This window comes from Chryseobacterium barbadense (genome assembly GCF_042849955.1).
Taxonomy (GTDB): domain Bacteria; phylum Bacteroidota; class Bacteroidia; order Flavobacteriales; family Weeksellaceae; genus Chryseobacterium.
The window spans coordinates 15656-41766 of the sequence record NZ_BAAFHL010000008.1 but is presented as its reverse complement, the minus strand read 5'-3'; the positions used below and the strand labels follow the sequence as shown (position 1 = coordinate 41766).

Here is a 26111-nt window from a genome sequence, read left to right as displayed (position 1 = left end):
ATTCATGTATTTTATAAATCATTAATACGTTAATACATCTTTACTTTTTACAATTTTATCTCATTTTCAATGTGATCAGACATACAATCGCCAACATTACACCGATGATGATCATACGGTTTACGATTTTACTTTCGTGAAATCCTTCTTTCTGATAATGGTGATGTAATGGTGACATTTTAAACAATCTATTGTTTTGGGCATATTCCAGCCCGTATTTTTTCTTTCTGTATTTGAAAACCGCTACCTGAAGCATTACAGATATGTTTTCTATTAAAAAGATTCCGCACAGAACAGGAATCATCAATTCTTTTCTCAAAATGATTGCTAATACGGCAATTACTCCTCCTAACATCAAACTTCCCGTATCTCCCATGAAAACCTGTGCAGGATAGGTATTGTACCAGAAAAACCCGATTACCGCTCCTACCATGGCGACCACAAAAATGGTGGTTTCCCCCATATTCGGGAGGAACATGATGTTGAGGTAATCTGCAAAAATGATGTTCCCTGAAACGTAGGCGAAAAACGCCAAAGCGAGGAGAATGACTGTACTTGTTCCTGCTGCAAGACCATCAATTCCGTCGGTAATATTGGCTCCGTTGGAAACGGCGGTTACAATGAAGATAACAATAGGAATGAAAACAATCCATGCCCATTCATGAGCATCTTTATCGTTCATCCAAAATAGCATTCCACTATAATCAAACTCATTATTTTTAGCAAAAGGAACGGTAGAAACGGTGATTTTTTCTGTTGGCATAAAGTTCTGCTCTACATTATTTCTGTTCACTACTTTTGCGTCCGCATATTTTCTTTTAACCGTAATATCCGGGTGGAAATACATGGTAACTCCGACAATCAGTCCCAATCCAACCTGTCCTACAATTTTGAATTTTCCGCTTAACCCGTCTTTATTTTTCTTGATTTTCTTCAAATAATCGTCCAGGAAACCGATGGCTCCCATCCAGATGACAGAAACTAATAAGAGGACAATATAAACATTGGTAATTCTGGTAAATAGCAAAACAGGGATAATCGTAGCTAAAATAATGATAAGACCACCCATTGTTGGTGTTCCTTCTTTTTGCTTTTGTCCTGCCAATCCAAGATCACGGACTAATTCGCCCATTTGTTTTGTTCTAAGGTAATTGATGATTCTTTTACCGTATACAAGAGCTATGGTTAAAGACAAAAGAACGGCCATTCCTGCACGGAAGGAGATGTATTTCAACATTCCCATTCCCGGAATATGAATTCCCTGACTTGTTAGATATTCGTATAAGTAGTATAACATAATTTCTATTTCTTAATAAATGATCAATGATAATTGATGAATGATGTATCGTTTATCATTAACCAATTATGATTATAATTTACTTGCTCATTAATTTCCAAAGCTCATTAATTACTTCTTTGTCATCAAAATGGTGTTTTACGCCATTAATCTCCTGATAGTTTTCGTGGCCTTTTCCGGCTACTAAAACAATATCTTTCGGTTCTGCAAACTTGATCGCCATTTTTATGGCTTCTTTTCTATCTGGAATTGAAGTGTATTTGCTGAAGTTTTGAGGTTCAACACCTGCTTCAATTTCTTTTATAATCTGTGCCGGATCTTCTGTTCTCGGGTTGTCTGAGGTGATGATTGCCAATGTTGATTTTTTCGTGGCAATATTTCCCATTTCAGGTCTTTTGGAGTGATCTCTGTCGCCTCCACATCCGAAAACCGTGATCAGTCTTTCGTTTTTGGTTCTGATATCATTAATGCTGTCCAGAATGTTTTCCAAAGCATCCGGAGTATGGGCGTAATCTACAATGAAGAAAATTCCGCCATCGGATTTGAAGGTTTCAAATCTTCCGGAAACTCTTTTTAATTTGCTGATCGCCTGAAGGATTTCGTCCTGTTCAAAACCTAATTCAGTTGCAATTCCAAATACCAATAATAAATTGTAGACATTGAATTTACCTGTCAATGTTGTCCAGAATTCTTTTCCGTTGAAGTTCAACAGCATTCCGTTGAAATCAACTTCCAGAAGTCTTCCATGATAATCGGCCATTGTCTTCAAAGCGTAAGAAACTTTCTTTGCTTTTGTATTCTGAAGCATAATAGTTCCGTTCTTATCATCGACATTGGTAATCGCTACAGCGGTTTCATCAAGCCCATCGAAGAATCTCTTCTTTGTTTTCAGATACTCATCGAATGTTTTATGATAATCCAAATGATCGTGGGTAAGATTGGTAAATCCGGCCACTTTGAAGTGTAATCCTTCGATCCTGTTTTGAGCAATCCCATGAGAACTTACTTCCATGAAAGCATATTCGCAGCCTTCATAAACAGCCTTTGCTAAAATCTTATTGATGGTAATAACATCCGGAGTCGTATGAGTTGCAGGAATTATTTCATCACCAATTCTTATTTCTACGGTGGAAAGTAACGCTGAATTATATCCTAAGTTCTTGAAAACATCAAATAACAGGGTTGAAACTGAAGTTTTTCCATTGGTTCCCGTAACTCCGATCAGTTTTAACTGTTCAGAAGGGTTTCCATAAAAATTGGAAGCCAGTTGTCCCAAAGCTTTAGATGAATCTTTTACTTTCACATAAGTAATATTTTCCTCTAAATTTTCAGGAAGTTCTTCACAAACAATTGCTTTAGCTCCTTTTTCAATAGATGATGCAATAAATGAATGTCCATCCACCACTGTTCCTCTCATCGCAATGTAAAGAGAGTTTTCCGTAACCTTTCTGCTGTCGAATACCAATTCGGAAACCGAGCGGGTGTTGTCACCGTGGATTTCTAACGTTGGGATTCTATTTAATAATTCAATTAATTGCATTGCTGTGATGCTTTATCTTTTAATTTTGCAGAGATAAATAAATTCTCTGATTCTTACTTATTACAGTGCCTTCCAATGGGAATTGTTCTTTAATTCTCCCCACTCCTTTATAATTGACACGGTACCCTAAGTTTTCCAATTGAGGGATGACGTTTTTACCGATTAAGCCAACTACATTAGGCATTTGCTTATTATTTACTGCTACTTTCACATTAGGTTCAACCATTTTATTAAGGTTTACCTTTTTGTCAACCAGCATTTCTCTTTCAATATTCTGAGGTGTTTTTAGGAATGTTTTTCCTGCAATTTCTTTAAACACCGGTGCGGAAACGGTTCCTCCGTAAAACCCTTTTGCCGTATTCGGTTCACTGATCATGACATAACATGTGTACTTCGGATTATCTGCGGGATAGAATCCTGCAAAGGAAGCACGGTATTTCATAGGACCGGGAAGCCAGTATTCAAATCTTGCAGTTCCTGTTTTTCCAGCCATTTTAAGGTTCGGAGTGAAGATGCTTTTTGCTGTTCCTTTCTCTACTGCTTTGGTTAAAGCGCTGGTCATCATTTTAATCGCTTTTTCAGATGCCATTTTGTTAACCATAACTTCAGGTTTTGCCTCGTACATTATTTTTCCATCTTTCATGATCTTATCAATGAATAGTGGTTTCAGCATTTTACCGCCATTAGCAACCCCGTTGTAGAAAGTTGCTAATTGTAATAAGTTGATGTTGGATGAATATCCGTAAGCGATAGAAGCTAATGTTGCAGCATTCCATCTTTTATTTTCAGGGGTTACGATCTTCGGTTTGGTGATTCCCGGAAGCTCGATGTCCATTTTATCAAATAATTTCCATCTTTTTAAATGATCAAGAAATATCTGAGGCTTATCTGCATAATATTTGGTGATCAGCTTGGCTGTTCCTACGTTGCTGGATTTTGCCAGTACATCACTGATCTCGTAAGTTCCGCCTCCGTGGCCATCTGAAATTCTCTGTTTGGCATACGTCCAGACTCCGTTTCCTACATTTACGGTTGTATTTTCATCAATGAAACCATCGTCCATTGCTGCTAAAAGTGAAATGGTTTTAAAGGTAGACCCCGGCTCGATGTTATCTTTTAAGGCATAGTTGTAGGAATCAACATATTCTCCTTCTTCTGTTCTTTTTAAATTAACCAAGGCACGAACTTTCCCTGTTGCCACTTCCATGACAATCACGGTTCCGTGTTTTGCTTCGAAATTGATCAGTTGCTTTTCAAGCGCAGAATGAGCAATATCCTGAATTCTAAGATCTAAAGTGGTATAAACATCTTCACCGTCAATAGGCTCCTGAACTTTCCAGTAATCGATTGGTTTCCACTGAGAAGAGTTGATTCTCTGCTCCAATCTTTTTCCGTCGGTTCCCGTTAAATATTTTGAAAAAGCGCCTTCCAGACCTGCTTTAAGCTCACCATTGTCCATTCCGATAGTTCCGGCTCCGATTTCTGAAGTCGCGAGTTCTCTTTTGTAGTTTCTGTCAACAATAAACCCTCCCTTATTTTTACCTCTTTTGAAAATCGGGAATTTTCTGATTCTGTCGTATTGATCAAAATCTAATCCTCTTGCTAAAGAATAGTACTGATTTTTCTTTTTTCTCTGCTCGTCAAACTTTTTTCTGAATTCAGCTCTTGGCTTTCCGAACATTTTGCTCAGAGAATCGGTTAAGGGACCAATATTATTGCTGTATACGGTATCTTTCATCGTTTTGAAATCAAGGTAGATGTCATAACGCATTACTGTTGTTGCCAAAATAGATCCGTCAGAAGCATATAGGTTTCCACGGGCTGCTTTTAAAGTAGCTTCGCGGTAATTTTTATTGATATAATCGTCTTTTATTTCCTGAACATTGGTGTTCTGAAGAATGATGATCCTCCCCAAAAACATCACAAACACGCATAAAGCCACCACTGCGAAGAGGTAGCCCCACCTTAACGTTTTTTTACGTTTGTTATCGTATTCATTTTGCTTTTGCATCTGTACTATCTAATTTTATCAGCAGTTTGTGAGGATGGTTTTCCAATGTCATTAAGGAATCTTCTGCCACCTCTTTTCCTAACTCCGATTCCATTTTTACTTTGATCAGCTTACTTTGTGCGTAAGCATTTCTCGATTTATATTCTTCTGTTTCTTCTTTTAAGGCATTTACAATTTTGATCTTTTTATTCACCAGGTGGTTACTGTAGATCATCGCCATCATGAGTATAAACAACAGCAGGAAATACCTGTAGTGTATCTTTACTTCATCACGGTTCAGGAAATTTCCTTTTATAATGTCTATAAAAGTGAGTTTCTTCTGTGGGCGATATGTTGTTTTTTTTGCCAAATGTTTCTTTTTAAACCACCCCGTCAAAAACCTTCATTTTTGACACTCCTCCAGAGGAGGGGAATGGTGAGTGGATATTTTTATACTTTTATTCCTGTTCTCATTTTTGCACTTCTTGCTCTGGAGTTTTCCTCAATTTCCTTATCATCAGGAATGATCGCTTTACTCTTTAACAGCTCAAATGCTTTTTTATAATTTCCATAGATGTCTCTTTCCGGTTCTCCTTCAAACATTCCGTTCTTTAAAAATCTTTTTACCAAACGGTCTTCTAAAGAGTGGTAAGAGATTACAACTAACCTTCCTTCCGGTTTTAAAACCCTGTAAGCCTGAACAAGCATTTCTTTCAACACTTCAAGCTCCTGGTTTACTTCTATTCTTATGGACTGAAAAAGCTGCGCATAGAATTTATTGACTTTATGGGGAGGGATATAACTGAAAAGTTTTTTTAAATCCTCTGTTGTTTCTATGTTTTTTGTTTTTCTGTGATGAACAATGTCTCTTGCCAGTTTTCTTGCTTCTCTCAATTCTCCGTAGTGGTAAAAAATGTCAGCCAGTTCTTCTTCTTCATATTCGTTGATCACTCTTTTGGCATCAAGGCTTTGCATGACGTTCATTCTCATATCTAAAGGAGCGTTGCTTCTTGTAGAGAACCCTCTGTCTGCTTCATCAAACTGATGGGATGATACTCCAAGATCGGCAAGAATTCCGTCTACTCCGGAAACGCCATACATTAATAAGGAGTTCTCAAGGAATCTGAAATTTTGATTAATCAATGTAAATCTTGGATCATCAATGGTATTTTTAAGAGCATCAAGATCCTGATCAAAACTGAAAAGTCTTCCCTTATCCGAAAGCCGGCTCAGTATTTCTCTTGAATGGCCTCCACCTCCAAAAGTGCAGTCTACATATGTTCCGTCCGGATTCGTCACCAAATCATCTACACTCTGCTTCAACAAAACGGGGTTATGATACATGCTTTTATTTGTGTTTTCGCTGCTTAAAACAGCAATGTTATTCTTCGTCGAATGAGCCCATCACATCTTCAGCAAGGCTTGCGAAATCGGCTTCATTGGTAGAGATCACCTTTTCGTAGGCATCTTTGTCCCAAATTTCAAATAGTTCTCCCGCACTTGTAATCACAATATCTTTCTGCAGATTTGCGAAGTGGGTAAGGTCTTTAGAAATCTGTAATCTTCCTGCATTATCCAATTCAACCGTTTTTACTCCTGCTGTAAACATTCTTATGAAATCAGCATTCTTTTTAATGAATCTGTTCAGTTTATTAATTTTGTCCATCAGCTTATCCCATGCTTTCATAGGATACACTTCAAGACAAAGCTGGAACACGGAGCGTTTTACCACAAAAGCCTTATCCTCAAAGTTCTCCATCTGCTTGATCAGCGATGAAGGCACTTTTAAGCGACCTTTGTCGTCTATTTTACACTCATATGTTCCGATGAAATTCTTCATTTGGGACAAATTTATATAAATATTTCCAAAATTTCCCACTTTTTCCCACTTTTTGACTTAATGTTAATAAGTTTTATAATAAGTTGAACCTTAAGGATATAAGTATTTGATTTTTTGGGGCTTGTGGATTATGTTATTTAGCCCATAACAAAAAGGATTTGAAAAAAAATCGCCAAAAGAACATTATTATATTATTTTTATTTTAAATTAGAGATATCAAAATATTTTTGAGGTTTAATTTGTATTTTTGCAAGGCTTTATTAAAGCATTTTTATGATATTTAGTACAAAAAAAGAAAAGAAATTTACCTTTATAGAGGCAGGAGAAGGACATCCATTGGTGCTGTTGCACGGGCTAATGGGTGGTTTGAGTAATTTCGATAAGATGGTGCATTTTTTTTCAGAGAAAGGATTTAAGGTATATGTACCTCAATTACCGATCTATGATTTACCTGTACTTAACACCAATCTTACTACTCTTGCAAAATATATTATAAAGTTTATTGAAACCCATGTTTCAGGACCGGTAACGATTGTAGGAAATTCGATGGGAGGCCATGTGGGACTGATTTTAACATTGGCGAGACCTGATCTTGTAAAAAATCTTGTTCTTACCGGAAGTTCAGGTTTGTATGAAAGAACGTTCGGGGATGGTTTTCCAAGAAAAAATGACAGATCCTATATAAGGAAGAAAACGGAGGAGGTTTTTTATGACCCGTCCGTTGCTACCGAAGATTTGGTGGATGAGGTTTTCAATGTGGTGAATGACAGAATGAAGGGGATCAAAACCGTTATGTTAGCGAGAAGTGCCATCAAGCATAATATGCTGAATGATTTGCCAAAGATTACATGCCCTACCTGTATCATTTGGGGGAAGCAGGATAATGTAACACCTCCTGAAGTTGCGGAGGATATGCACAAGTTTATTCCAAATTCGGATCTGTTCTGGATCGATAAATGCGGCCACGCGGCAATGATGGAAAAACCGGATGAGTTCAATGAAATTCTTTACAACTGGTTAAAAGATAAAGTATAAAAGATGATAGGAGGTAAGTTTTACTTCCTATTTTATTTACAATGATATTGAAGTTTTTTTTTATTCTGTTTTTCTTTCAAAGCACTACAATGAATGCTCAGAAAGAGGCTTGGTTGGTTGGAACCATTAAAGATTGTAAAACAGGGAATTATAATCCGGAACAAAAAAGCATAAAAATATTTGACGGAAATCGGGAAGTTGATTTTATCAATGAAGGATTCGGGGCATTTTATGCTAAAAATATGGAAATGAAAACGTATTCAGTTCAATATCAAAATATTTTTGGGCAAACTGTAGTTAATAATGTAAGCTTAACGGAAGGTAATAATTTTATTGATTTTTGCCTTGATTATTTTACGGAGCCAGACATCACTACTTTCGTTTCATCAGTTAATAAATCAAATACATTAAAAATAAGCTTTAAAGGGGTTTCGGCTACGAATGTAAATGAACAAAATGCTGTTTTTTACTATAAGGGAAACGAACTTTGGGCTGATTTCAGGAATGAAAGTGGAAAATTTTCAAAAAAAATAAAACCTGAAATTTTAAAAAAATTAATTATATCGGAAAAGAAAGCGATAGAAGCGGTAGTTTTAAAAGATGAAAGTTCTGATTATAGAAATGTAATATACTTTTGAGCTGGGCAGTAAGAAAAAGCAAATCATCAATTGTTATATAGATGACTGGAATTTTTACGTCGATTTTTTTATTACGATATTTGGAGAATTAAAATAGTAAAAATGATTATTAAAACAGCAAATTTTGTAAAGAGTAGTGGGAAATGGCAGGATTGTCCGGAACCTACGATTCCTGAATATGCTTTTATCGGACGTTCAAATGTGGGAAAATCATCATTGATCAACGCGATGATGAATCACAAAGATCTGGCTAAAACTTCACAAACGCCTGGAAAAACCCAGCTTATTAATCATTTTTTAGTGAATGAAAACTGGTACTTAACCGATTTACCAGGGTATGGATATGCAAAAGTTTCCAAGTCGATCAGAAAAGATTTTGAAAAACTGATCACCAATTATATTTTAAACAGGAGAAATCTTGTCAACCTTTTTGTTCTGGTGGATGTAAGACACAATCCTCAGAAGATAGACATGGAATTTATTCAATGGTGCGGAGAAAGCGGCGTTCCTTTTTCTATTGTATTTACCAAAGCAGATAAGCTGAAACCAAATGCAGTGATCCAAAATGTAGAGGATTATAAGAGAGAACTTCATAAAACCTGGGAAGATCTTCCTGAATTATATGTGACTTCCGCTGAAAAAAAGGAGGGGTGTGAAGAAATCCTGGATTTTATTGAAAAGACCAATGATTTTTTAACGCTTAATAATGTAAGCTTCGATGAGTAATATAATCTGGAAAATAAAAACTTTCGAAGAATTTACGGTTCCGGAACTTTATCAGGTTCTGAAGGCACGGATTGATGTTTTCGTCATTGAGCAGAACTGTCCTTATCCTGATCTGGATGATTATGATCAAAAAGCAATACACATCTGGGCAGAAGAAAATGAGGAAGTTCTTGCTTATTGTAGAATTTTTGACAAAGGAATTAAATATAAGGAAACTTCCATAGGAAGGGTTTTAACTACAGAAAAAGCTAGGGGAAAAAGCTTAGGCAAATTATTAATACAATATGCCATTGAAACTATAGAAAATCGTTTTCATACTCCCGAGATCAGAATTTCTGCACAGGATTATTTACTGAGATTCTATGCCGGATTTGGTTTTGAAGATACCGGGAAGAAATATCTGGAAGATGATATTCCGCATACGGAAATGATAAGGAAATAAAAAGCGAAGAAGAGTCTTCGCTTTTTTTGTTGAAAAGAATATTTTCGGGGTTATTAGTTTTTAACGTCGTCTTGAAAAACAAAACCTTCTGTTCCTGTTTTCCAGATTTTAATATACAGCCAATCACCATTTTTTTCAATCTCAACAAGTTTCGATCCCTGCTTGATCTTTTCAACCACGGCAAACTCAAAGCCGGGACCTTTATAGATTTTTACGATTTCTTTTTTAGCATAATATATAACAGAATCATCATACAATATAGATTCTGGTGTTACTTTGCTGATTATTTTATTCTTCTGAGAAGAGCTGTTATATATGGCTCTTCCGGAAGTTCTCCCGATACAAACTCCACAGGTTCCGCCGGAACTGCAATGTCCACAGCTTGAGCAGTTTGAACAAATAGAGCAATTTGTAGCGCCAATACACCTTCCATCATGGATGATAATATCATTCGCTTTAAAACAAGAGCTTAAAAAGAACAGTCCAAGGCAGGCTGTTACAATAAAAATAATTAATTTTTTCACGGTGTCAGTCAGTTTTACGAAGCAAAAGCTTCTTGTCAAAAATATTTATGTGGGAGGAATTTACCTTACGGGAAACCGTAAATAAAAAACAACTCCTTTCAACATGAAAAGAGTTGCCATATAGTATTGGAATTCATTTATATAAGTCCCAAATCTTTGCAGAAGGCGATCAGATGTTCATTGCTGTTAACATCCAGGGACATTTTAATGTGGCTTAATCTTTTTTCGATGCTGCTTAAACTATTAGGCTTGATATTTTTATTTTTAAGATATTCAGGGATGTCTTTTTGTAAAATTCCGTTTGCTAAAAGTTTTATAAGATCAGTATCATAATTGGAAAGTTCATAAGCATTTATTTTTTTTACGGATTGCTGTAATTCCGTTGATAAATGTTGCCTATTCTGATAGACGGAATTGATTGCAAGATTAAGTTCTTTACCATCGTAACGGGCTTTACGGACAAAACCGTCGATATAATAATCAGAAAATAGAGTATCTATAGCACCGGATCTGTTTTCACCTGAGAAAACAATGATTTTTAGGGAGGGGTCTTCATCTTTTGCCCGTGTTATAAGCTCTTTTCCATCTTTGATCTGCTGAGCGTAGTGATCTTCTTCAAAATAGATATCGGTAATCAATAAATCGTAAGGATTCTTTTCCCGGATCCCTTTTTTTATCTTGGCCAAAGCATCATCACAATAGTAAACATGATCAACATTACTGATGTTGAGTTCCTGTAATACCCGTTGTACAGATAAATTGGTGATCTCGTAATCTTCAGCAATTAATACTTTTTTGAACATTTTTTTAATTTTAAGAATCAGGAAATGAAATGTTGATTTTCAATCCTTTTTCAGTTTCTAAGTCAAAAATAATTGTTCCATTCATTGAATGAATACGGTTTTCCGTATTCCGCAATCCATTTTTAGGAAGGTGGGTTTCCTGAATGCCTATTCCGTTATCAGAATAGAAAATTTGGGTACTGTTTTTGTCTTTTTCAAACCGTACAACAACCAGATCAGCTTCACTGTGTTTTTTCATATTGACCATCAATTCCTGTAATACATGGAAGACTTCTTCTTTTTTTGAATCGGATAAAGCGCTCCATATGTTTTCTTCATTTCCAACAATGAAGATTCTCCTGTTTTCATTTTGGAAAGAGCTTAAAAGGTGTGAGATTCTGTCTCTGAAATCTTCTTCAATATCTGTACTGAGGTTTTCATAAGAAATATCCCGTGACTTTTCATATACACTTTCCAATTTATATAAAATCCTGTTTTTATCGATCTCTTCCTGATTTTCAATTTCAGTAAGAATCTGATAAACTCCATTAGCGACTACATCATGTACTTTTTTGGATAGAGCCAGCTGTGTATTTTTAAGATCTAGCTCGCTTTTCTGTTGTTGGATTTTCTGTTTTTTCCTGAACCAGCCAAGAATAAGGATCAGTATGATGATAGCAACTAGCAAAGCACCAAGTGTAAAAGTTTGCCAAAGGATCCGCGTTTGTTTTTCAGCAATTTCAGTTTTTAATTGCTGGGTTTTATACCGGATAATAGCAAATTGATTTTTAGAATTATTTCTCGTCGTTTGCAAACTGTCTTTCAGGAAAGCATACATGCTGAAGTTTTCAGAATAATTTTCCGGATCAAGCCTTATTAATTTGTGCAGTGCTTCCAGCCTGTCATCAGGACTTTTGTTCTTTTGAGCAACTTTATACATTTCCCGGGCATAGAAAAGAGCTTTTGGATGATCATTTTTTTTGATATAATAATCAGCAATAGTGGCAAAGCTGGAATTGAGCCCATCATCATCACTTTCCTGAACCCTGATCTTCCATGCTTTGGATAATTCAGGTATAGGATTATAATTGTTGTTTTCCAGAAACTTTACTTTGGCGAGATTATTCAATGCCCGGGCATAATCTTTTTGATCAGAAGTTGATATTGCTTTTTGGAAATACGTCTTTGCGGATTTTAAATCCTTTTGCTCTAGATAAGCATCTCCGATATTATTATAAAAGGCTAATGAATCAATTTTGGTTTTTGAAAGGGATACAGCCAGATTATAATAATGTATCGCATCACCATAATTCCTCAGATTTTTTGAAGCAATAGCTATAGAATTATAATTTACAGAAGAAATATACTTAGAAACACTATCCTTTTTTTTATATAAAAGTTTTTTTGCATCAATAGAGCTCGCAATACTGGTCTGGTAATCTCCATTATCGCATTCTATAATTGCAAGATTGGTAATAGCTCGAGCGGCTTCTGTACTATCACGAGCTTTTAAAAGATCATCTTTTGCTTTACCATAATAAATATAGGCTGAATCTGAATTCCCATTGTCTCTGAATTTTTGTGCTTTCAATAAATTCTCATTGGGCGAGCCATCAATACTTATGTTTTTTTTCTGATTACAGCTTATAATGGTTATAAGGATGAAAAAAATAATTCTTTTCAATTTTTTCTTTCCAATATACAAAAAAGAGAGCAATGTGGTATTGCTCTCAAAATTGCTTAATAGGATTAAGGATTGGTTTCCGGTGTCGGTGCAGGAGGTTTTTGTCCTGTATTACCTCCGGTGTCTCCATCATCTCCGCCGGTTTCAGTTCCGGGGTCAGATTCTGAAGTTACGGTTACTATATTGGAATTATTATTGGAAGGTATATCTACATTATTCCCTGAAAATGCTAAACCAAATAGCATTAATAAGAATTGGATCATTCTTTTAAAAATTTAAAAATTCATAATGTTCTTCTTCCTCTCGTGAGGATTCACGAGCTGTACACATGTTGAAGCGCTTCTTAAATTTTTGGGAAGTATGATGATCCAGAGTGAGAGTTAAAATGTGCTTCCCAACCCAGATGTTAATCCTCACTTTATCACATCAATAATGAAATCTGTTTTGTACATTTGTCCTGATAGCAAGTCAGAACTTTTTCTGATTTCTGAGACAAAATTATGCTCGCCAAATGCTGATGCATAGGAGAATTCCGAAGATTCCACTCATTCTTTAGGAGTTCTGAAGATTCAGATAGAAATTCCGGAAATTCCGGATGTAATAATTATTCAGAATGTATTTGGGAAATGTTTACCAGTTATACGGATAGGGTGTTCAAAGCCTATCAAAAGAAAAAAGATGAGGGAAAGCTTTCTCTGAATTTAGTTGAACCAACTCCTGCCAAACTAAAACAGGAGTGCGCGATTGTATATTCGGAAAGATATAAAGAGAAGGATGGCAAAATCTTAAGACTTTTTTTTCTCCCGAAAGATGATTCCACAGATTACGGGATAAGTATCAGAAATATTGATACGGATAAATTCAAACCATTAAGCAATTTTCTAAAAAGGAAAACTTCGGATACGGAGGACAAGAATATTGAATTATTGGCGTGGCTTATCAACTTCGAGCCGAGACCATATAATTTTAAATTTAATTATAAAGAAGGAGTTGAGCCTGTGAATAGTTATAGTGAATCAGATGAAGAATTTGCTGTAATAGATGAGATTAAAAAAAACTCAGAAAATGACCCACCTGTGGAAAAAGATGAGTCCGCTGAATATCATCCTGAAAAGAAGGGTGAAGGGAAACCAACAGGATCAAGCAAAAAAAAAATTCTTATTGGAAGTGTTTTGAGTGGTTCACTTATTTTGTTCGGATATTTAGGGATAAAAAAAATGAGCAATAAAGACGAAGCTCGGGATGAAAATATTACAGACAATATAGGAATCCGGAGAGGAATAATGACCGAACAATCTGCTGCAAGAAGCCAGACGGTAGAAGATAAAAAAGATAAAGAAGAGCCCAGCGAAAAAATTTCTACCATCTATATTCCCTCTAAAAAAGAAATGCAGTGTATGTATTGGAAAGACGATCATTATCAGGAGGCTTTCTGTGATGATGAAAATATACCGGCATCCTTGGTTGCGGTTGATAAAAATCTGGTGAAGAATTTTAAAAAAATCACCTTTCCGGATACCATTACAGAGAAATCGGTCAATAAAATATGGTATTTGAAATCTGACGGTAAAATTGAATTCTTTACGCACGAAGGAAAACATCCCACCAATAACAGAGAATTGAAAAAGATGTCCAAGTATATTTTGGATAAATATGTATATAACAATTAAAAAAGCTTATCTGAAGTCAGATAAGCTTTTTTTTATTAGTTTTCCAGCATTCCCAATTCCCCGAAATACTTTTTAAATTTCTGAATTTTCGGGCCTACAACGGCACTGCAATAAGGTTGTGTTGGATTAGCATTGTAATATCCCTGGTGATATTGCTCAGCAGGCCAGAATTTCTCGAATTGTGTTAATTCTGTAACATATTCTCCCGGCCATCTTCCTGAAACTTTAGAAACTTGGATTGCTTCCTCGGCTTTTTGCTTTTCAGCATCATCTTTATAGTAAATCACAGAGCGGTATTGGGTTCCAATATCATTTCCCTGTCTGTTTAACTGAGTAGGATCGTGAAGAAAGAAAAACACATCCATGAGCTGTTCATAAGAAATGATAGAAGGATCGTAAGTGATCTGTACTACTTCTGCATGCCCTGTTTCTCCTGTACATACTTCTTCATATGTCGGATTATCTTTATGTCCTCCGGAATATCCTGAAATAGCTGACTTTACCCCCTTCAACATATTAAAGCAGCTTTCCACACACCAGAAACACCCGCCACCGAAAGTGATCTGCGCTAAATTATTTGTATTCATTTTGGGTTGATTATTTTTGTTATTGCTTTTCATTCATCGCTGTTAAGAAGCGGAGAAAAGGCCTATCAAAAGTAAGGAAAACTTTTTCATTTAAAACACAAAAGACACAAGTAAGTATTACAAATCGACACAAATTTGAGAGAGGACTTATCTGTGCAAATCTGCGTAATCTGTGAAAAAATTAAAGCACCCTAAAAGGATGCTTAATTATTCTTAAAATATTTTCAATTACTTTTCCCAAACCAAAGCACTGGCTCCAAGAATGGCTGCATCTGCTTCGTCAAGCTCACTGAATACCAGTTTCACTTTATTTCTGAAAATTGGAAGAAGGTTCCTTTCCATATGTAGTTTGGCAGGTTTTAAAATGAAATCTCCGGCTTTAATTACTCCACCGAATAAAAGAATAGCTTCCGGTGAAGAAAACATTACGAAGTTTGCTAAAGCTTCCCCTAATTTTTGTCCGGTGTATCTGAAAACCTCAATAGCGGTCGGATCACCTTTTTTAGCACATTCAAAAACTGTTTTTGAATCTATTTCTTCTTCAGGATATTGATTAAGCATGGAGTCCGGGAATTCCGCTCTCATTTTTTTAGCCGTAATAGAAATTCCGGTTGCGGAAGCATAGGCTTCTAAACTTCCTTCGGAGCCGGTACTCCAATGTTTTCTACCTCCTGGTTTTACAATGGTGTGCCCCAGTTCTCCGGCGAATCCGTCATGTCCGTAGATTAAATGTCCTCCCGCAATAATTCCGCTTCCTACACCTGTCCCTAACGTGATCATAATAAAGTCCTTCATCCCTCTCGCTGCACCGTACATCATTTCTCCAAGAGCTGCTGCATTGGCGTCATTGGTCATTTTACAGGGTTTCCCGAACTTTTCTGTCATCAAATCTGCAAAATGGATCACCCCTTTCCATGGAAGATTGGGAGCCTGCTCAATAGTACCTGTGTAATAATTGGCATTGGGAGCACCTACACCAATTCCTTCGAATTCTTTTCCTTCACAATGTTTATCTGCTAAAGGCTGAATCTTATTATAAAGGGCATCAATAAATGCTTCAGGGGTTTCAAATTCGTCAGTAGGTATGGACCCTTTAACTAAAATTTCTCCTCTGTGATTCACTAATCCGAATTTAGTATTGGTTCCACCGATATCGATACCTAATGCAACCTGTTTTGACAAATCTACTAATGACATTTCTATTTCTTAAATTCTAAAGGGTTAAAATTATAAAAAAGATTGTATTAATAGATTATTAACTCAATATTTATTGAAAAAAGTTTTATGCCGTTTTCACTGTTTTCTTTTTTCTTCTTCCCCACCAGATCATAAAGCCTGTTACCGGTAAAGAAGCACATATGAGGCTGACAATGAATGCGATGATTTTTGTAGGAAGTCCTAAAATGGCTCCAACGTGGATGTCATAATTGGCTGCCACTGTTTTTTCTCCGAAGTTTTTATCTTTCGGATCATGAGTATGGAGTAGCTCTCCTGAATTTTCATCAAAAATAAGGCTGCTGTTTTTGTGATAAGAATAGGAAAGATGTTTTACAAAGATCTCAAAATTAGGATGCTCATGGTCGTCCATATGTTCATGACCAAGGTCTACCGCAAACCCGTAAGAATCAGGATATTTTTCTCTTACCGTGTTGATAATCTTGTCTAACGTGGTTTCTGTTCTTAATTCTATTGGAGCTTTCGTTTTGATATGTGAGAAATCAGGATATACTGTTTTTCCACCCGAGAAAATCATGTAGATCATTGCCTGAACTACAAAGAATGCGTAGAATAATCCTGTGATTGAAAAAATTAATGCAAAAATAGAGGCGTAGAATCCTAAGACATTGTGAAGGTCATAGTTCTTTCTTTTCCAGCTTTTAACGTTCTCCCATTTGAAAGAGAAACGCTGTTTTCTTGCCGCTTTGTTTTTAGGCCACCATAAAATGATTCCTGAAATCAGCATCATAATAAAGATGATAACAGGGATTCCCACAACATACGTTCCCCAATCCTGCTTTAAAAGATAGCTCCAGTGGATCATCTTCACGATGTTGAAGAAACCGTTCTTCTCATCATATGTTCTCAGGACTTTTCCATTATAAGGATTTACATAGGCGACTTTATAGATCGGAAATTCCTCAAAATAATTCCAGGCTGTTGTGTCATGTTCATACCAGTAGAACATATAGGACATTTTTTTGTCAATAGGAATATTCACCCAATGGATCGGGTATTTTTCCTTTACCTGCCCTGCAACGGATTTTTCCAAGACACGGATGGGAAGAATCTGTTTTTGTTCGATATTCTGTTCATGATGGTAGATAACATCTTTTCGGGTAAAATTTTCAACTTCGTCCTTGAAAACATATAATGCTCCCGTAATGGAAATAATAAAAATTAAAAAGCCGATTCCCAACCCAAACCACAAATGCAGTTTTCCGGTCCATTTTTTGAACAGACTGGGTTTCTTTTTTTTATGATGATGTTTTTTTCTCATGTTGATTATATGTTTGGCAAAGATTTTTAGATTTATTAAAATTTATATTCAATCATGAATGTTCCCCTCATTCCCGGTGAATTGGTAAAATCACTATCCCTTGCAGCCCACCAGGCAATAGCAGGTTGATACATTTTGTTGAATACATTTTCAATTCCTAAGGAAAGTCTCCAGTTTGTATTGACCTCGTAGGTTGATTTAAAGTTGAATACCGTATAGGCCGGAACTTCCCCTTCCCCGTATACATATAAACCTTTTGCATTAGGATCAAACCTGTCTTGTTTGAAAGCATGAAGCATATCTAATCCCACGGATAAAGCCTGAGTAGGTCTTACCTGAACGTAAGCAAGAACTTTTGGAGCAGAAATTCTGCTGTTATTGATTTTCGCTGAGTAATCTCCATCATCTTTTAATGAAGTAATCCCTTCCATCCAGCTGTAGCTTCCTCCGAAATTGATCCATTTTTCAGGAGTGAAATGTACATATCCTTCCACACCATACACCACTTCAGGTGCTCTTTGAATCGTTAATGCTCTGTCCGGGCTTTGAATGAAAGTGGCACCTAATTTTGAGGTGCTTACATAAGATGTAACCTCATAATTTAACCATTTCGCAATTTGTCCGGTTGCACCTAATTCGTAGTTATTAACAATAATAGGCTTAGTTTCAAGATTCGAGATGGTATCAGATGTTGAGGTTCTTAAAATTCTTCCTAACTCATTGATGGAATAAGCCTGAGAAAAACTTCCGAACAGATTGATGTAAGGCTCGAAATTATAACGGATACCAATATTTCCTACCAAAGCATTGTATTCAAGATTACCGCCTTTTACAAAAATACTATTGGTAAAAGTTCCGTCGGCTTTCAAAGTAGAAAGGGTATTGAAATCACCTACTTTCACTTTCATGTTTTCATAACGAAGTCCTCCTTTAATGGTTAATTTTTTCAAGAGATCAACTTTTACCAAAAGGAAAGGAGCAATGTTGGTCATATCCATATCGGGAGTCCAGTAACGGCCGTCTTCCAGCTTTTGGACGGTCTGGTCGTTAAGAATATCTGCTCCGTAGATGATTTCTCCCTGAGAGTTTTGACCATTCCATAGTTGAGTGTCCAGATTGATTCTGGCTCCTTTTTTCTGGGAAATGACATTGGATTGCCCTCCATTGAAGAAAGTATCGCTATATCCATACACGGTTCTGAAATCCTGGTAATAAAGATTAACGTTCAATGAAGTATTCCAAAACAGGTTTTTATTGTCGTAACTTAATTTATAGTTGTGGTTTCTTGGAGTTCCCTGTGGGGTTGTATCCAGATTCAAACCTCTTCCTTCTCCGATGGTTGGAGTAATACCATACTTTCCTGTTTTTAAGCCTAAATCCAGGTCTGATTTTGAGGCATAGCCAATATAAGAAGCTTCAATTCTTTGATTATCATTGATGTTGTAGCCTAATTTTAACATGCCGTTGTAGTTGTCCATTTTAGCCGGACTGTAAGTTGGGCTTAAGTTCACTCCATCCGCATCTTTCATGTAGCCTGTTCTTTCGTACGCTAATGAAGCAACATAATCAAGGTTGTTCGTTATTTTTCCGGATAATAGCTGGCTGGCTCTGAATCCTAATGTTCCGCCGTAAGGTTGTCCTGTAATACCGATTTGAGAAATCCCAGAGATCTTTTTATCGGAATTACTTCTTCTTGTAATATAATTGATGATCCCTCCATCAGCACCGTTTCCGTAAATAGAAGATGCTCCTTTGATCACTTCGATTCTTTCAATAACGGAAGGGTCAATCACTCTTAAATCTCTTGCTCCGTTTCTTAAAGGGGTAGATTGTGGGATTCCATCAATAAGCACCAAAACCTGACGCCCTCTTAACGTCTGTCCGGTATTGGAAGTCTGCCCCGAACTTGTCGCCAAACTCGGAACCGTATATTGCAAAATACTTGTGATGTCTGAATTAACCGTTAATTGTGACTGGATTTGTTTTTCACCCACAATGGTAACAGAGCTCGGAACTTCTTTGATATTTTCTTTTTTTCTTGAAGCCGTTAATACCACTTCTTCTACATCCTTGGTTTGAATACTGTCTTTAACCTGAGCATAAGTACCCATTGTTCCCAGACAGGCTACCGATAAAAGAGCTTTTTTCATTATATTTTTCTATCCTTATTTTTTCTTTTTCCCCACCAAATCATAAAACCGGTTACGGGCAATGACGTGCAGATCAATCCGGCAATGAACCAGATGATTTTACCAAACAAGCCAAAATAAGATCCCGTGTGGATATCATAATTGGCATTGGCATATTTTTCTGCGTTGTTGAGTTTCTGATGAGGTTTGTTTGCTAATAGCTTTCCTGAATATTTATCGAAAACAAGTTGGTTCCTCTCACTGAATCTGCCTGCTTCCTGATAAACCGTCACAGGAATATTTTTTAATTCTTTTCCTTTTTTATTTTTTCCGTTTAACGGAATTCTGAAGCTTGATGATTTTGAATACAGTTTACCTGTCTGCTGGGCTGCAAGATCAAAAACCAATTTATTTTTTACAGAAAGAGAATCCGGGGATTTGATTTCTTTTTCTTTGGGTAAATCTATTGAACCTGATAATGCCAAATTGAAGGTATTTTTTACCCATGGATAGGCGAAGTAAATCCCTGAAAGGCTTAACAGCAATGCAATGAATGAAGCATAGAACCCCAAAACATTATGAAGGTCATAGTTTTTACGCTTCCAGGTTTTTACATTTTCCCAATTAAACCAGAATCGTCCTTTTCGTGCCTTTTTATTTTTGGGCCACCATAAAATAATTCCGGTGATCAGCATGAAGATAAAAATTACCGTAGGAATTCCTACCACATATTTTCCCCATTCGGAATTAAGAAGCAAGCTCCAGTGAATGGATTTTAAAATAGGGAAGAGGTCATATTTTTCATTGTAAATTCCCAGAATTTCACCAGTGTACTGATTAACGTATACCAGTTTATTGATCTTTACTTCATCAAAATAATTCCAGGCTTTTTTATCTTTTTCATAATACAAAAACCCATAAGATTTGTTTTTATCCAGAGGGATTTCAACAGAGCTTATCGGGTATTTTTCATTGATCTCCAATGTTACTTTTTCACGAAGAGTTTCAAGGGACAATGGTTTCTCTCCAACAGTTTCTTTTTTTACATAAATGACATCTTTGCGTAAAACATTTTGTATCTCATCTTTGAAGACATACATAGTCCCTGTTAATGAAACAATGAATATGACGATGCCAACGGATAAGCCAAGCCACAAATGCAGTTTGGCAGACCATTTTTTGATGAAAGATGGTTTCTTTTTATGGCGATGTTTCTTCCTCATGATAAAAAGCTAACCCGAAAGACTCGCTTTTATTTATTTTTTAAAATTTATAAGCAATCGTTCCTAAGAAGTTGGCCAATTTTTGCGGATTCGCTGTGGTATATCCTGTCCAGTAACGTTCATTCGTGAAGTTATCCACTTTAACTCCGATTCTGAATTTCTTGGCATCGTAAAACACATTGGCATTCAAAACGAAATATTCTGGTAAAATGAAATCTCCTGTTACATTATTATCGCTGGCATAATTTCCGCCAAATCCAAATCCCAGACCTTTTACTTTTCCGTCAACAAATTGGTATGCCAAATTGAAATTAGCATTCCAGAAAGAACCAGCTGTTGTTGGTCTTAAATCTGTAGACTCATCTACGGTGTCGTTGTAAGCCAAACCTCCGACTAAAGAGAAGCCTTTTACAAGATAGGCGTTAACTTCCAATTCGAACCCTTTACTAAGTGTAGAAGCTGCTTGTTTTTGAACCGAAACAAAATTTGGGGCATATTCTCCGGTGTAAAGCAATTGGTTTTTCACTTTGATGTTGTAGTAAGAAACCGTTGCATTGAATCTGTTGTTAAATAAACTCGCTTTGAAACCTCCTTCAAACTGATTTCCTCTTTCAGGGTCTGATAAAGTAGTAGTTCCGGCTACATCAGAAGTATAATATCCGTTGGACCTGAAAGAGTTCTGGTAATTTCCGAAAACAGAGAATTTATCTTTTACGATTTCGTAAACAATTCCGGCCTTTGGCGAAAATGCGGATTGGTTGAATGCTTTCTCCGAATTTGGTCCGGACATTCCGCCTAAATAATCATTATTCTCATAGCGAAGTCCTGCCATAATATGCAGGTTTTCAATCGGAGTAAACAGGTTGGAAATATACCCTGAATAAGTATTCAGATCTCTTACATAATCCCAGTTTGAATAATTGGCAGGATTTGCATAAAGTGCAGACAAAGCATCGTCATTCATTGCGGAATAATCCGCACCTGAAGCTGCCACAGTGTCAAAATTAGAGTTCAAGTATTTGTAGCGTAGTCTCTCCGTTGTTCTCATATAATCAAAACCAACAACCGTTCTGTTTTTCATTCCATTTGAAAAATCATAATTGAAGTTGAAGTTTTGTTGAATCTGAAACCAAGATTTTTTACTGTCATTTGTAGATTGGTCTGCCCTTGCCACCCAATATGAAGAAGATGCTGCATCGTAGGCAATCGAAAAATAGGGATTGTAACCGTCTGAATAAGAATCAGAATTATTGATGTATGTATTTGAGGTGATATTATCGTTGATCTTCCATTTCACATTTCCGAAAATATTGGAGTTTCTTGCAGTCATATACAAATCCTTTCCGGTGAAAGATTCTTTATAATCCAGACCTGCCACTCTTTCCAAATCTTTCATATTATCAATTCCGTTCAACGTTTTCGGTGAAAGATAGAAGAAATATGGATTTGCGGTTACGCGGTTGTGAAACAATTCATAATCTACATTCAACTGAAGCTTTTCGGAAACATTCCATGTTAAGCTGGGAGCGAATGTTGTGTATTGATTTTTCGCATCGGTTTTCGTGAAATTTCCTTCATTGGTATAAGCCGTATTTATACGGAAAAGCAGGTTTTTTGTAATAGGTGCATTAATATCCGCAGTTGCCCTGTATGTATTGTAACTTCCTGCAGAAGCTGAGACTGCACCAAAGAAATTTTGCTGAGGCTTTTTAGTCACTCTATTGATAAGACCACCGTAAGAAGCTACTGTACTTCCGTAAAGTGTTCCCACAGGACCTTTTAGAAATTCCAAAGTTTCCACATTTATCGCATCAATGGTAGAAGTCACGGGAGCAACCACACCATTTCTTGTAGAAGCTTGTGAAGGAAATCCTCTCAAAACGAAGAATGAACCTCCATCTCCGGCTCTTCCTGTCGGATTCCACATTTTCTGCAAACCGGTTACGTTTCTGTAGGCATCGTCAACCGTAAAAATGTTTTCATTTTCTAAAATCCCTTTATCTATAGAAGAATAGACTTGTGGATTTTCGATGAATTTTACCGGCATTTTGTTGGAGGATTCGGTATCGAGTTTTTTCACCATTCTATTGATGATTACTTCTTCAATATCATTTGATTTGATAGTATCCCTTTCTTGCGAGAAAACCACGATAGAACCTAACAGAGAGGCACAGATCAGTACATTTTTCATGAAAACTTTTTTTTGCAAATATATTGTTTTTAATTATTCTAAATAAACGATTCGATTGATATTTATCATATAATTATTATACGATGAATAATAAAAAGCCCGCCTCAACAAAGTTGAGGCGGGCCATATTTCATAATTATTATTTCTTAAGCAGGGATTTCTCCTTTATATAAGAACGAAATAATTTCTTTATTTAATTTGTCGATCATCTCACTGAATAAGTGGAAAGACTCCTGTTTATAGATAACAAGCGGATCTTTCTGCTCATAAACCGCACCTTGTGAAGATCTTCTCAGATCATCCATTTCACGTAGGTGAAGCTTCCAGTTTTCATCAATAATTGCTAAAGTGATATTCTTTTCAAAATCATTGATTAAGCTTTCGCATTTTGTTTCATAAGCTTCCTTCAGATCTGTAACAATCGTCATCGTTTTGTGGCCGTCTGTGAAAGGAACCTGAATCATTTTAAACATGGAACCCTGGTTTTGGTAAACATTCTCAATAATAGGGAATGATTTTTCTTTTAAAAGGTTCAGTTTCATCTGATAATCTTCCTGAGCTGCTTTGAAAAGAATATTCGTTAAATCCTGAATATTTTTATTTTTGAAATCACTTTCAGAAACCGGAGACTCCATGGTGAAATTCTTGATGATATCGAATTCGAAATCTTTAAAGTTTCCTGAAGCTTTCCCTTTTGCTACAATAGAGTTGGCAACATCGAAGATCATATTCGTAATGTCATATTTCAGGTGGTCCCCGAATAACGCATTCTTTCTTCTCTTATAGATAACGTCACGTTGCTTGTTCATTACGTCATCATACTCAAGAAGTCTCTTTCTGATCCCGAAGTTGTTTTCTTCTACTTTTTTCTGTGCTCTTTCAATAGACTTGGTGATCATAGAGTGCTGAATAACTTCCCCTTCTTTATGACCCATTCTGTCCATCATTTTCGCAATTCTTTCAGAACCGAACAAACGCATCAGGTTATCTTCCAAAGAAACATAGAACTGAGAACTCCCCGGGTCTCCCTGACGCCCCGCTCTACCTCTAAGCTGTCTGTCAACACGTCTTGAATCGTGTCTTTCCGTACCGATGATCGCTAAACCACCTGCTTCTTTTACCTCTTTGGATAGCTTAATATCCGTACCACGACCTGCCATGTTGGTTGCAATCGTTACAACTCCGGGTTGTCCTGCTCCTGCAACGATTTCCGCTTCCTTTTTGTGAAGTTTCGCGTTCAATACCTGGTGTGGGATTTTTCTTAATTGAAGTGCCTTTGAAAGTAATTGAGAAATTTCTACAGAAGTAGTACCTACAAGAACAGGTCTTCCTGCAGACGTTAGTTTTTCAACCTCTTCAATTACGGCATTATATTTCTCTCGGTTAGTTTTGTAAACTAAATCTTGTTTGTCATGTCTTAAAATAGGACGGTTAGTTGGAATTACTACAACATCTAATTTGTAGATCTCCCAAAGTTCTCCTGCTTCAGTTTCTGCAGTACCGGTCATTCCCGCAAGTTTATTGTACATACGGAAATAATTCTGAAGCGTAATCGTTGCAAAAGTCTGAGTGGCTGCCTCAATTTTCACATTTTCTTTCGCTTCAATGGCTTGGTGAAGACCGTCAGAGTAACGACGTCCTTCCATGATACGCCCTGTCTGCTCATCTACGATTTTTACTTCACCGTCGATAACAACATACTCATCATCTTTTTCGAATAGAGTATAAGCCTTTAATAATTGGCTCATGGTATGAACACGCTCGGATTTTTCAGCAAATTCCGCGAAAAGTCTTTCTTTTGCTTCAAACTCCTCTTCTTTAGACAAGTTTTTAGCTTCCAGTTCAGCGATTTCAGTACCGATGTCCTGAAGAACGAAGAAATTAGGGTCTTCATTCCCTTGAGACATATAATCGATCCCTTTATCTGTAAGATCAACCTGATTGTTTTTTTCCTCAATCACGAAATATAGATCCTTATCTACAATCGGCATATCACGGTTGTTATCCTGCATATATTGGGCTTCCGTTTTTTGAAGCAATGCTCTGTTTCCGCTTTCAGACAAGAATTTGATCAATTGTCTGTTTTTTGGAAGACCTCTGTAAGCCTGAAGCAATTTGAAACCACCTTCTTTGGTATTTCCCGCTGCAATTAATTTCTTAGCTTCATTAAAGATCGTAGAAACTGTTCTTTTCTGGATTTCAACAATTCTGTCGATCGAAGGCTTAAGAACATCAAATTCCTGTCTGTCTCCCTGAGGAACAGGCCCGGAAATAATCAATGGTGTTCTTGCATCATCCACCAATACAGAGTCAACCTCGTCTACAATAGCGAAGTTCAATTCTCTTTGTACAAGTTCTGAAGGCGAAGTTACCATGTTATCTCTCAGGTAATCGAAACCGAATTCGTTATTCGTTCCATACGTAATATCTGAGTTATATGCTTTTCTTCTTCCGTCTGAGTTCGGTTGGTGATTGTCGATACAGTCGATGGACATTCCGTGGAATTGGTACAGTGGTCCCATCCAGGCGGAGTCCCTTTTTGCAAGGTAGTCATTCACGGTTACTACGTGAACACCTCTTCCGGGAAGGGCATTTAAGAAAATAGGTAATGTTCCTACCAATGTTTTACCTTCTCCGGTTGCCATCTCGGCAATTTTACCGCTGTGAAGGATTACCCCACCGATAAACTGAACATCGTAATGAACCATATCCCAAACAACAGGAGTTCCTGCTGCATCCCATGAGTTTTTCCAAACAGCTGTGTCTCCCTGAATTTCAACGAAATCTTTAGTTGCGGCAAGTTCTCTGTCCCAGTCGGTTGCTTTTACACGGATTTCTCCGTTTTCAGCCCATCTTCTTGCCGTTTCTTTTACCAGGGCAAAAGCTTCAGGCAGGGTCTGGCTAAGAATTTTTTCTTCAATTTCGTATGATTCTTTTTTCAGAGATTCAATCTTTGAGAAAAGAGCTTCTTTTTCATCAACGTTGGTTGAGTTTTTGATCTGCTCTTTAATCTGCTCTATCTGCGCTGTTATTTTGCTGGTGGCTGATTTTATGTTTTCTTTAAATTCAGCGGTTTTTTCTCTCAAACCATCATCAGACAATTGCTGAATAGCGGGTTCAACAGCTTTGATTTTTGTTACAACTTTTTTTACTTCTTTCAGGTCCTGCGCTTTCTTGTCTCCCAAAAACCCTTTAAGAACTTTGTTTAAAAAACTCATAAAATTTTGATTTAAGCCCAAAACTTCAGTTCTGAGCGTTTTTAATTATTACACTTAATGTGTGATGATATATCTAAAAAGCTCTAAGCATATGCCTA

At 36.6% G+C, this 26111-nt stretch carries 22 protein-coding genes; 5 read left to right on the top strand and 17 right to left on the bottom strand.

All coding sequences use genetic code 11. From position 1 onward, the window contains the following. Nucleotides 1-55: 55 nt before the first annotated feature. The 6 genes from mraY to mraZ form a co-directional block, all read right to left on the bottom strand. The gene (mraY, locus tag ACGHIN_RS05835; RefSeq protein ID WP_390451697.1) at nucleotides 56-1297 is read right to left on the bottom strand and encodes a phospho-N-acetylmuramoyl-pentapeptide-transferase; all 1242 of its coding nucleotides are present in this window, start codon (nucleotides 1295-1297) and stop codon (nucleotides 56-58) included. Nucleotides 1298-1376: 79 nt separating this feature from the next. After that, nucleotides 1377-2837, bottom strand: coding sequence for a UDP-N-acetylmuramoyl-L-alanyl-D-glutamate--2,6-diaminopimelate ligase (locus ACGHIN_RS05830; RefSeq protein ID WP_390451695.1), 1461 nt, complete (start codon nucleotides 2835-2837; stop codon nucleotides 1377-1379). Between the two features lie 19 nt (nucleotides 2838-2856). Further along, nucleotides 2857-4848: a penicillin-binding transpeptidase domain-containing protein gene (locus ACGHIN_RS05825; RefSeq protein ID WP_390451693.1), complete on the bottom strand. Its 1992-nt coding sequence runs from the start codon at nucleotides 4846-4848 to the stop codon at nucleotides 2857-2859. Continuing rightward, entirely contained in the window at nucleotides 4832-5197 is a 366-nt protein-coding gene (locus ACGHIN_RS05820) for an FtsL-like putative cell division protein (RefSeq protein WP_390451691.1), read from the bottom strand. Before ACGHIN_RS05820 ends, ACGHIN_RS05825 begins: the two co-directional genes overlap by 17 nt. 80 nt (nucleotides 5198-5277) lie before the next feature. Next, nucleotides 5278-6171: a 16S rRNA (cytosine(1402)-N(4))-methyltransferase RsmH gene (gene rsmH / locus ACGHIN_RS05815; RefSeq protein WP_390451689.1), complete on the bottom strand. Its 894-nt coding sequence runs from the start codon at nucleotides 6169-6171 to the stop codon at nucleotides 5278-5280. 37 nt (nucleotides 6172-6208) lie between these two features. Then, nucleotides 6209-6667, bottom strand: coding sequence for a division/cell wall cluster transcriptional repressor MraZ (mraZ, locus tag ACGHIN_RS05810; protein ID WP_390451687.1), 459 nt, complete (start codon nucleotides 6665-6667; stop codon nucleotides 6209-6211). A gap of 273 nt (nucleotides 6668-6940) precedes the next feature. Here mraZ and ACGHIN_RS05805 point away from each other — a divergent pair, with 273 nt between their 5' ends. From ACGHIN_RS05805 to ACGHIN_RS05790, 4 genes are all read left to right on the top strand, one after another. After that, entirely contained in the window at nucleotides 6941-7702 is a 762-nt protein-coding gene (locus ACGHIN_RS05805) for an alpha/beta fold hydrolase (protein ID WP_390451685.1), read from the top strand. 89 nt (nucleotides 7703-7791) lie between these two features. After that, on the top strand, nucleotides 7792-8340 hold the full coding sequence (locus tag ACGHIN_RS05800) for a hypothetical protein (protein ID WP_390451683.1): 549 nt from the start codon (nucleotides 7792-7794) through the stop codon (nucleotides 8338-8340). A 102-nt stretch (nucleotides 8341-8442) separates the two neighbouring features. Next, nucleotides 8443-9066: a ribosome biogenesis GTP-binding protein YihA/YsxC gene (gene yihA / locus ACGHIN_RS05795; protein WP_390451681.1), complete on the top strand. Its 624-nt coding sequence runs from the start codon at nucleotides 8443-8445 to the stop codon at nucleotides 9064-9066. Next, on the top strand, nucleotides 9059-9508 hold the full coding sequence (locus ACGHIN_RS05790) for a GNAT family N-acetyltransferase (RefSeq protein WP_390451679.1): 450 nt from the start codon (nucleotides 9059-9061) through the stop codon (nucleotides 9506-9508). Before yihA ends, ACGHIN_RS05790 begins: the two co-directional genes overlap by 8 nt. 53 nt (nucleotides 9509-9561) lie before the next feature. Here ACGHIN_RS05790 and ACGHIN_RS05785 read toward each other — a convergent pair whose 3' ends face one another. The 4 genes from ACGHIN_RS05785 to ACGHIN_RS05770 all read right to left on the bottom strand — a co-directional run bounded on the left by ACGHIN_RS05785 (nucleotide 9562) and on the right by ACGHIN_RS05770 (nucleotide 12761). Then, nucleotides 9562-10032, bottom strand: coding sequence for an SH3 domain-containing protein (locus ACGHIN_RS05785; RefSeq protein WP_390451677.1), 471 nt, complete (start codon nucleotides 10030-10032; stop codon nucleotides 9562-9564). 137 nt (nucleotides 10033-10169) lie between these two features. After that, the gene (locus ACGHIN_RS05780) at nucleotides 10170-10835 is read right to left on the bottom strand and encodes a response regulator (protein ID WP_390451676.1); all 666 of its coding nucleotides are present in this window, start codon (nucleotides 10833-10835) and stop codon (nucleotides 10170-10172) included. Between the two features lie 10 nt (nucleotides 10836-10845). Continuing rightward, a complete protein-coding gene (locus ACGHIN_RS05775; protein ID WP_390451674.1) occupies nucleotides 10846-12498 on the bottom strand; it encodes a tetratricopeptide repeat-containing sensor histidine kinase in 1653 nt (550 codons plus the stop codon). A 65-nt stretch (nucleotides 12499-12563) separates the two neighbouring features. After that, on the bottom strand, nucleotides 12564-12761 hold the full coding sequence (locus ACGHIN_RS05770) for a hypothetical protein (RefSeq protein WP_390451672.1): 198 nt from the start codon (nucleotides 12759-12761) through the stop codon (nucleotides 12564-12566). Between the two features lie 363 nt (nucleotides 12762-13124). Here ACGHIN_RS05770 and ACGHIN_RS05765 point away from each other — a divergent pair, with 363 nt between their 5' ends. After that, a complete protein-coding gene (locus ACGHIN_RS05765; RefSeq protein WP_390451670.1) occupies nucleotides 13125-14168 on the top strand; it encodes a hypothetical protein in 1044 nt (347 codons plus the stop codon). A gap of 35 nt (nucleotides 14169-14203) precedes the next feature. Here the strand turns inward: ACGHIN_RS05765 and msrA are convergent, their stop codons facing one another. From msrA to secA, 7 genes are all read right to left on the bottom strand, one after another. Then, a complete protein-coding gene (msrA, locus tag ACGHIN_RS05760; RefSeq protein WP_390451668.1) occupies nucleotides 14204-14755 on the bottom strand; it encodes a peptide-methionine (S)-S-oxide reductase MsrA in 552 nt (183 codons plus the stop codon). A gap of 228 nt (nucleotides 14756-14983) precedes the next feature. Continuing rightward, nucleotides 14984-15952 (bottom strand): ROK family protein, encoded by a 969-nt coding sequence (locus ACGHIN_RS05755; RefSeq protein ID WP_390451666.1) that lies wholly within the window; start codon nucleotides 15950-15952, stop codon nucleotides 14984-14986. A gap of 85 nt (nucleotides 15953-16037) precedes the next feature. Next, on the bottom strand, nucleotides 16038-17252 hold the full coding sequence (locus ACGHIN_RS05750; RefSeq protein ID WP_390451664.1) for a PepSY-associated TM helix domain-containing protein: 1215 nt from the start codon (nucleotides 17250-17252) through the stop codon (nucleotides 16038-16040). A 35-nt stretch (nucleotides 17253-17287) separates the two neighbouring features. Beyond that, nucleotides 17288-19402: a TonB-dependent receptor gene (locus ACGHIN_RS05745; RefSeq protein ID WP_390451662.1), complete on the bottom strand. Its 2115-nt coding sequence runs from the start codon at nucleotides 19400-19402 to the stop codon at nucleotides 17288-17290. After that, nucleotides 19402-20604 carry a PepSY-associated TM helix domain-containing protein gene (locus ACGHIN_RS05740; RefSeq protein ID WP_390451660.1) on the bottom strand — a complete coding sequence of 401 codons (1203 nt, stop codon included), beginning with the start codon at nucleotides 20602-20604 and terminating at the stop codon, nucleotides 19402-19404. The genes ACGHIN_RS05745 and ACGHIN_RS05740 overlap by 1 nt, the downstream gene beginning before the upstream one ends. A 40-nt stretch (nucleotides 20605-20644) precedes the next feature. Next, the gene (locus tag ACGHIN_RS05735) at nucleotides 20645-22795 is read right to left on the bottom strand and encodes a TonB-dependent siderophore receptor (RefSeq protein ID WP_390451658.1); all 2151 of its coding nucleotides are present in this window, start codon (nucleotides 22793-22795) and stop codon (nucleotides 20645-20647) included. A gap of 146 nt (nucleotides 22796-22941) precedes the next feature. Next, entirely contained in the window at nucleotides 22942-26013 is a 3072-nt protein-coding gene (secA, locus tag ACGHIN_RS05730) for a preprotein translocase subunit SecA (RefSeq protein ID WP_390451656.1), read from the bottom strand. Between the last annotated feature and the right edge of the window lie 98 nt (nucleotides 26014-26111).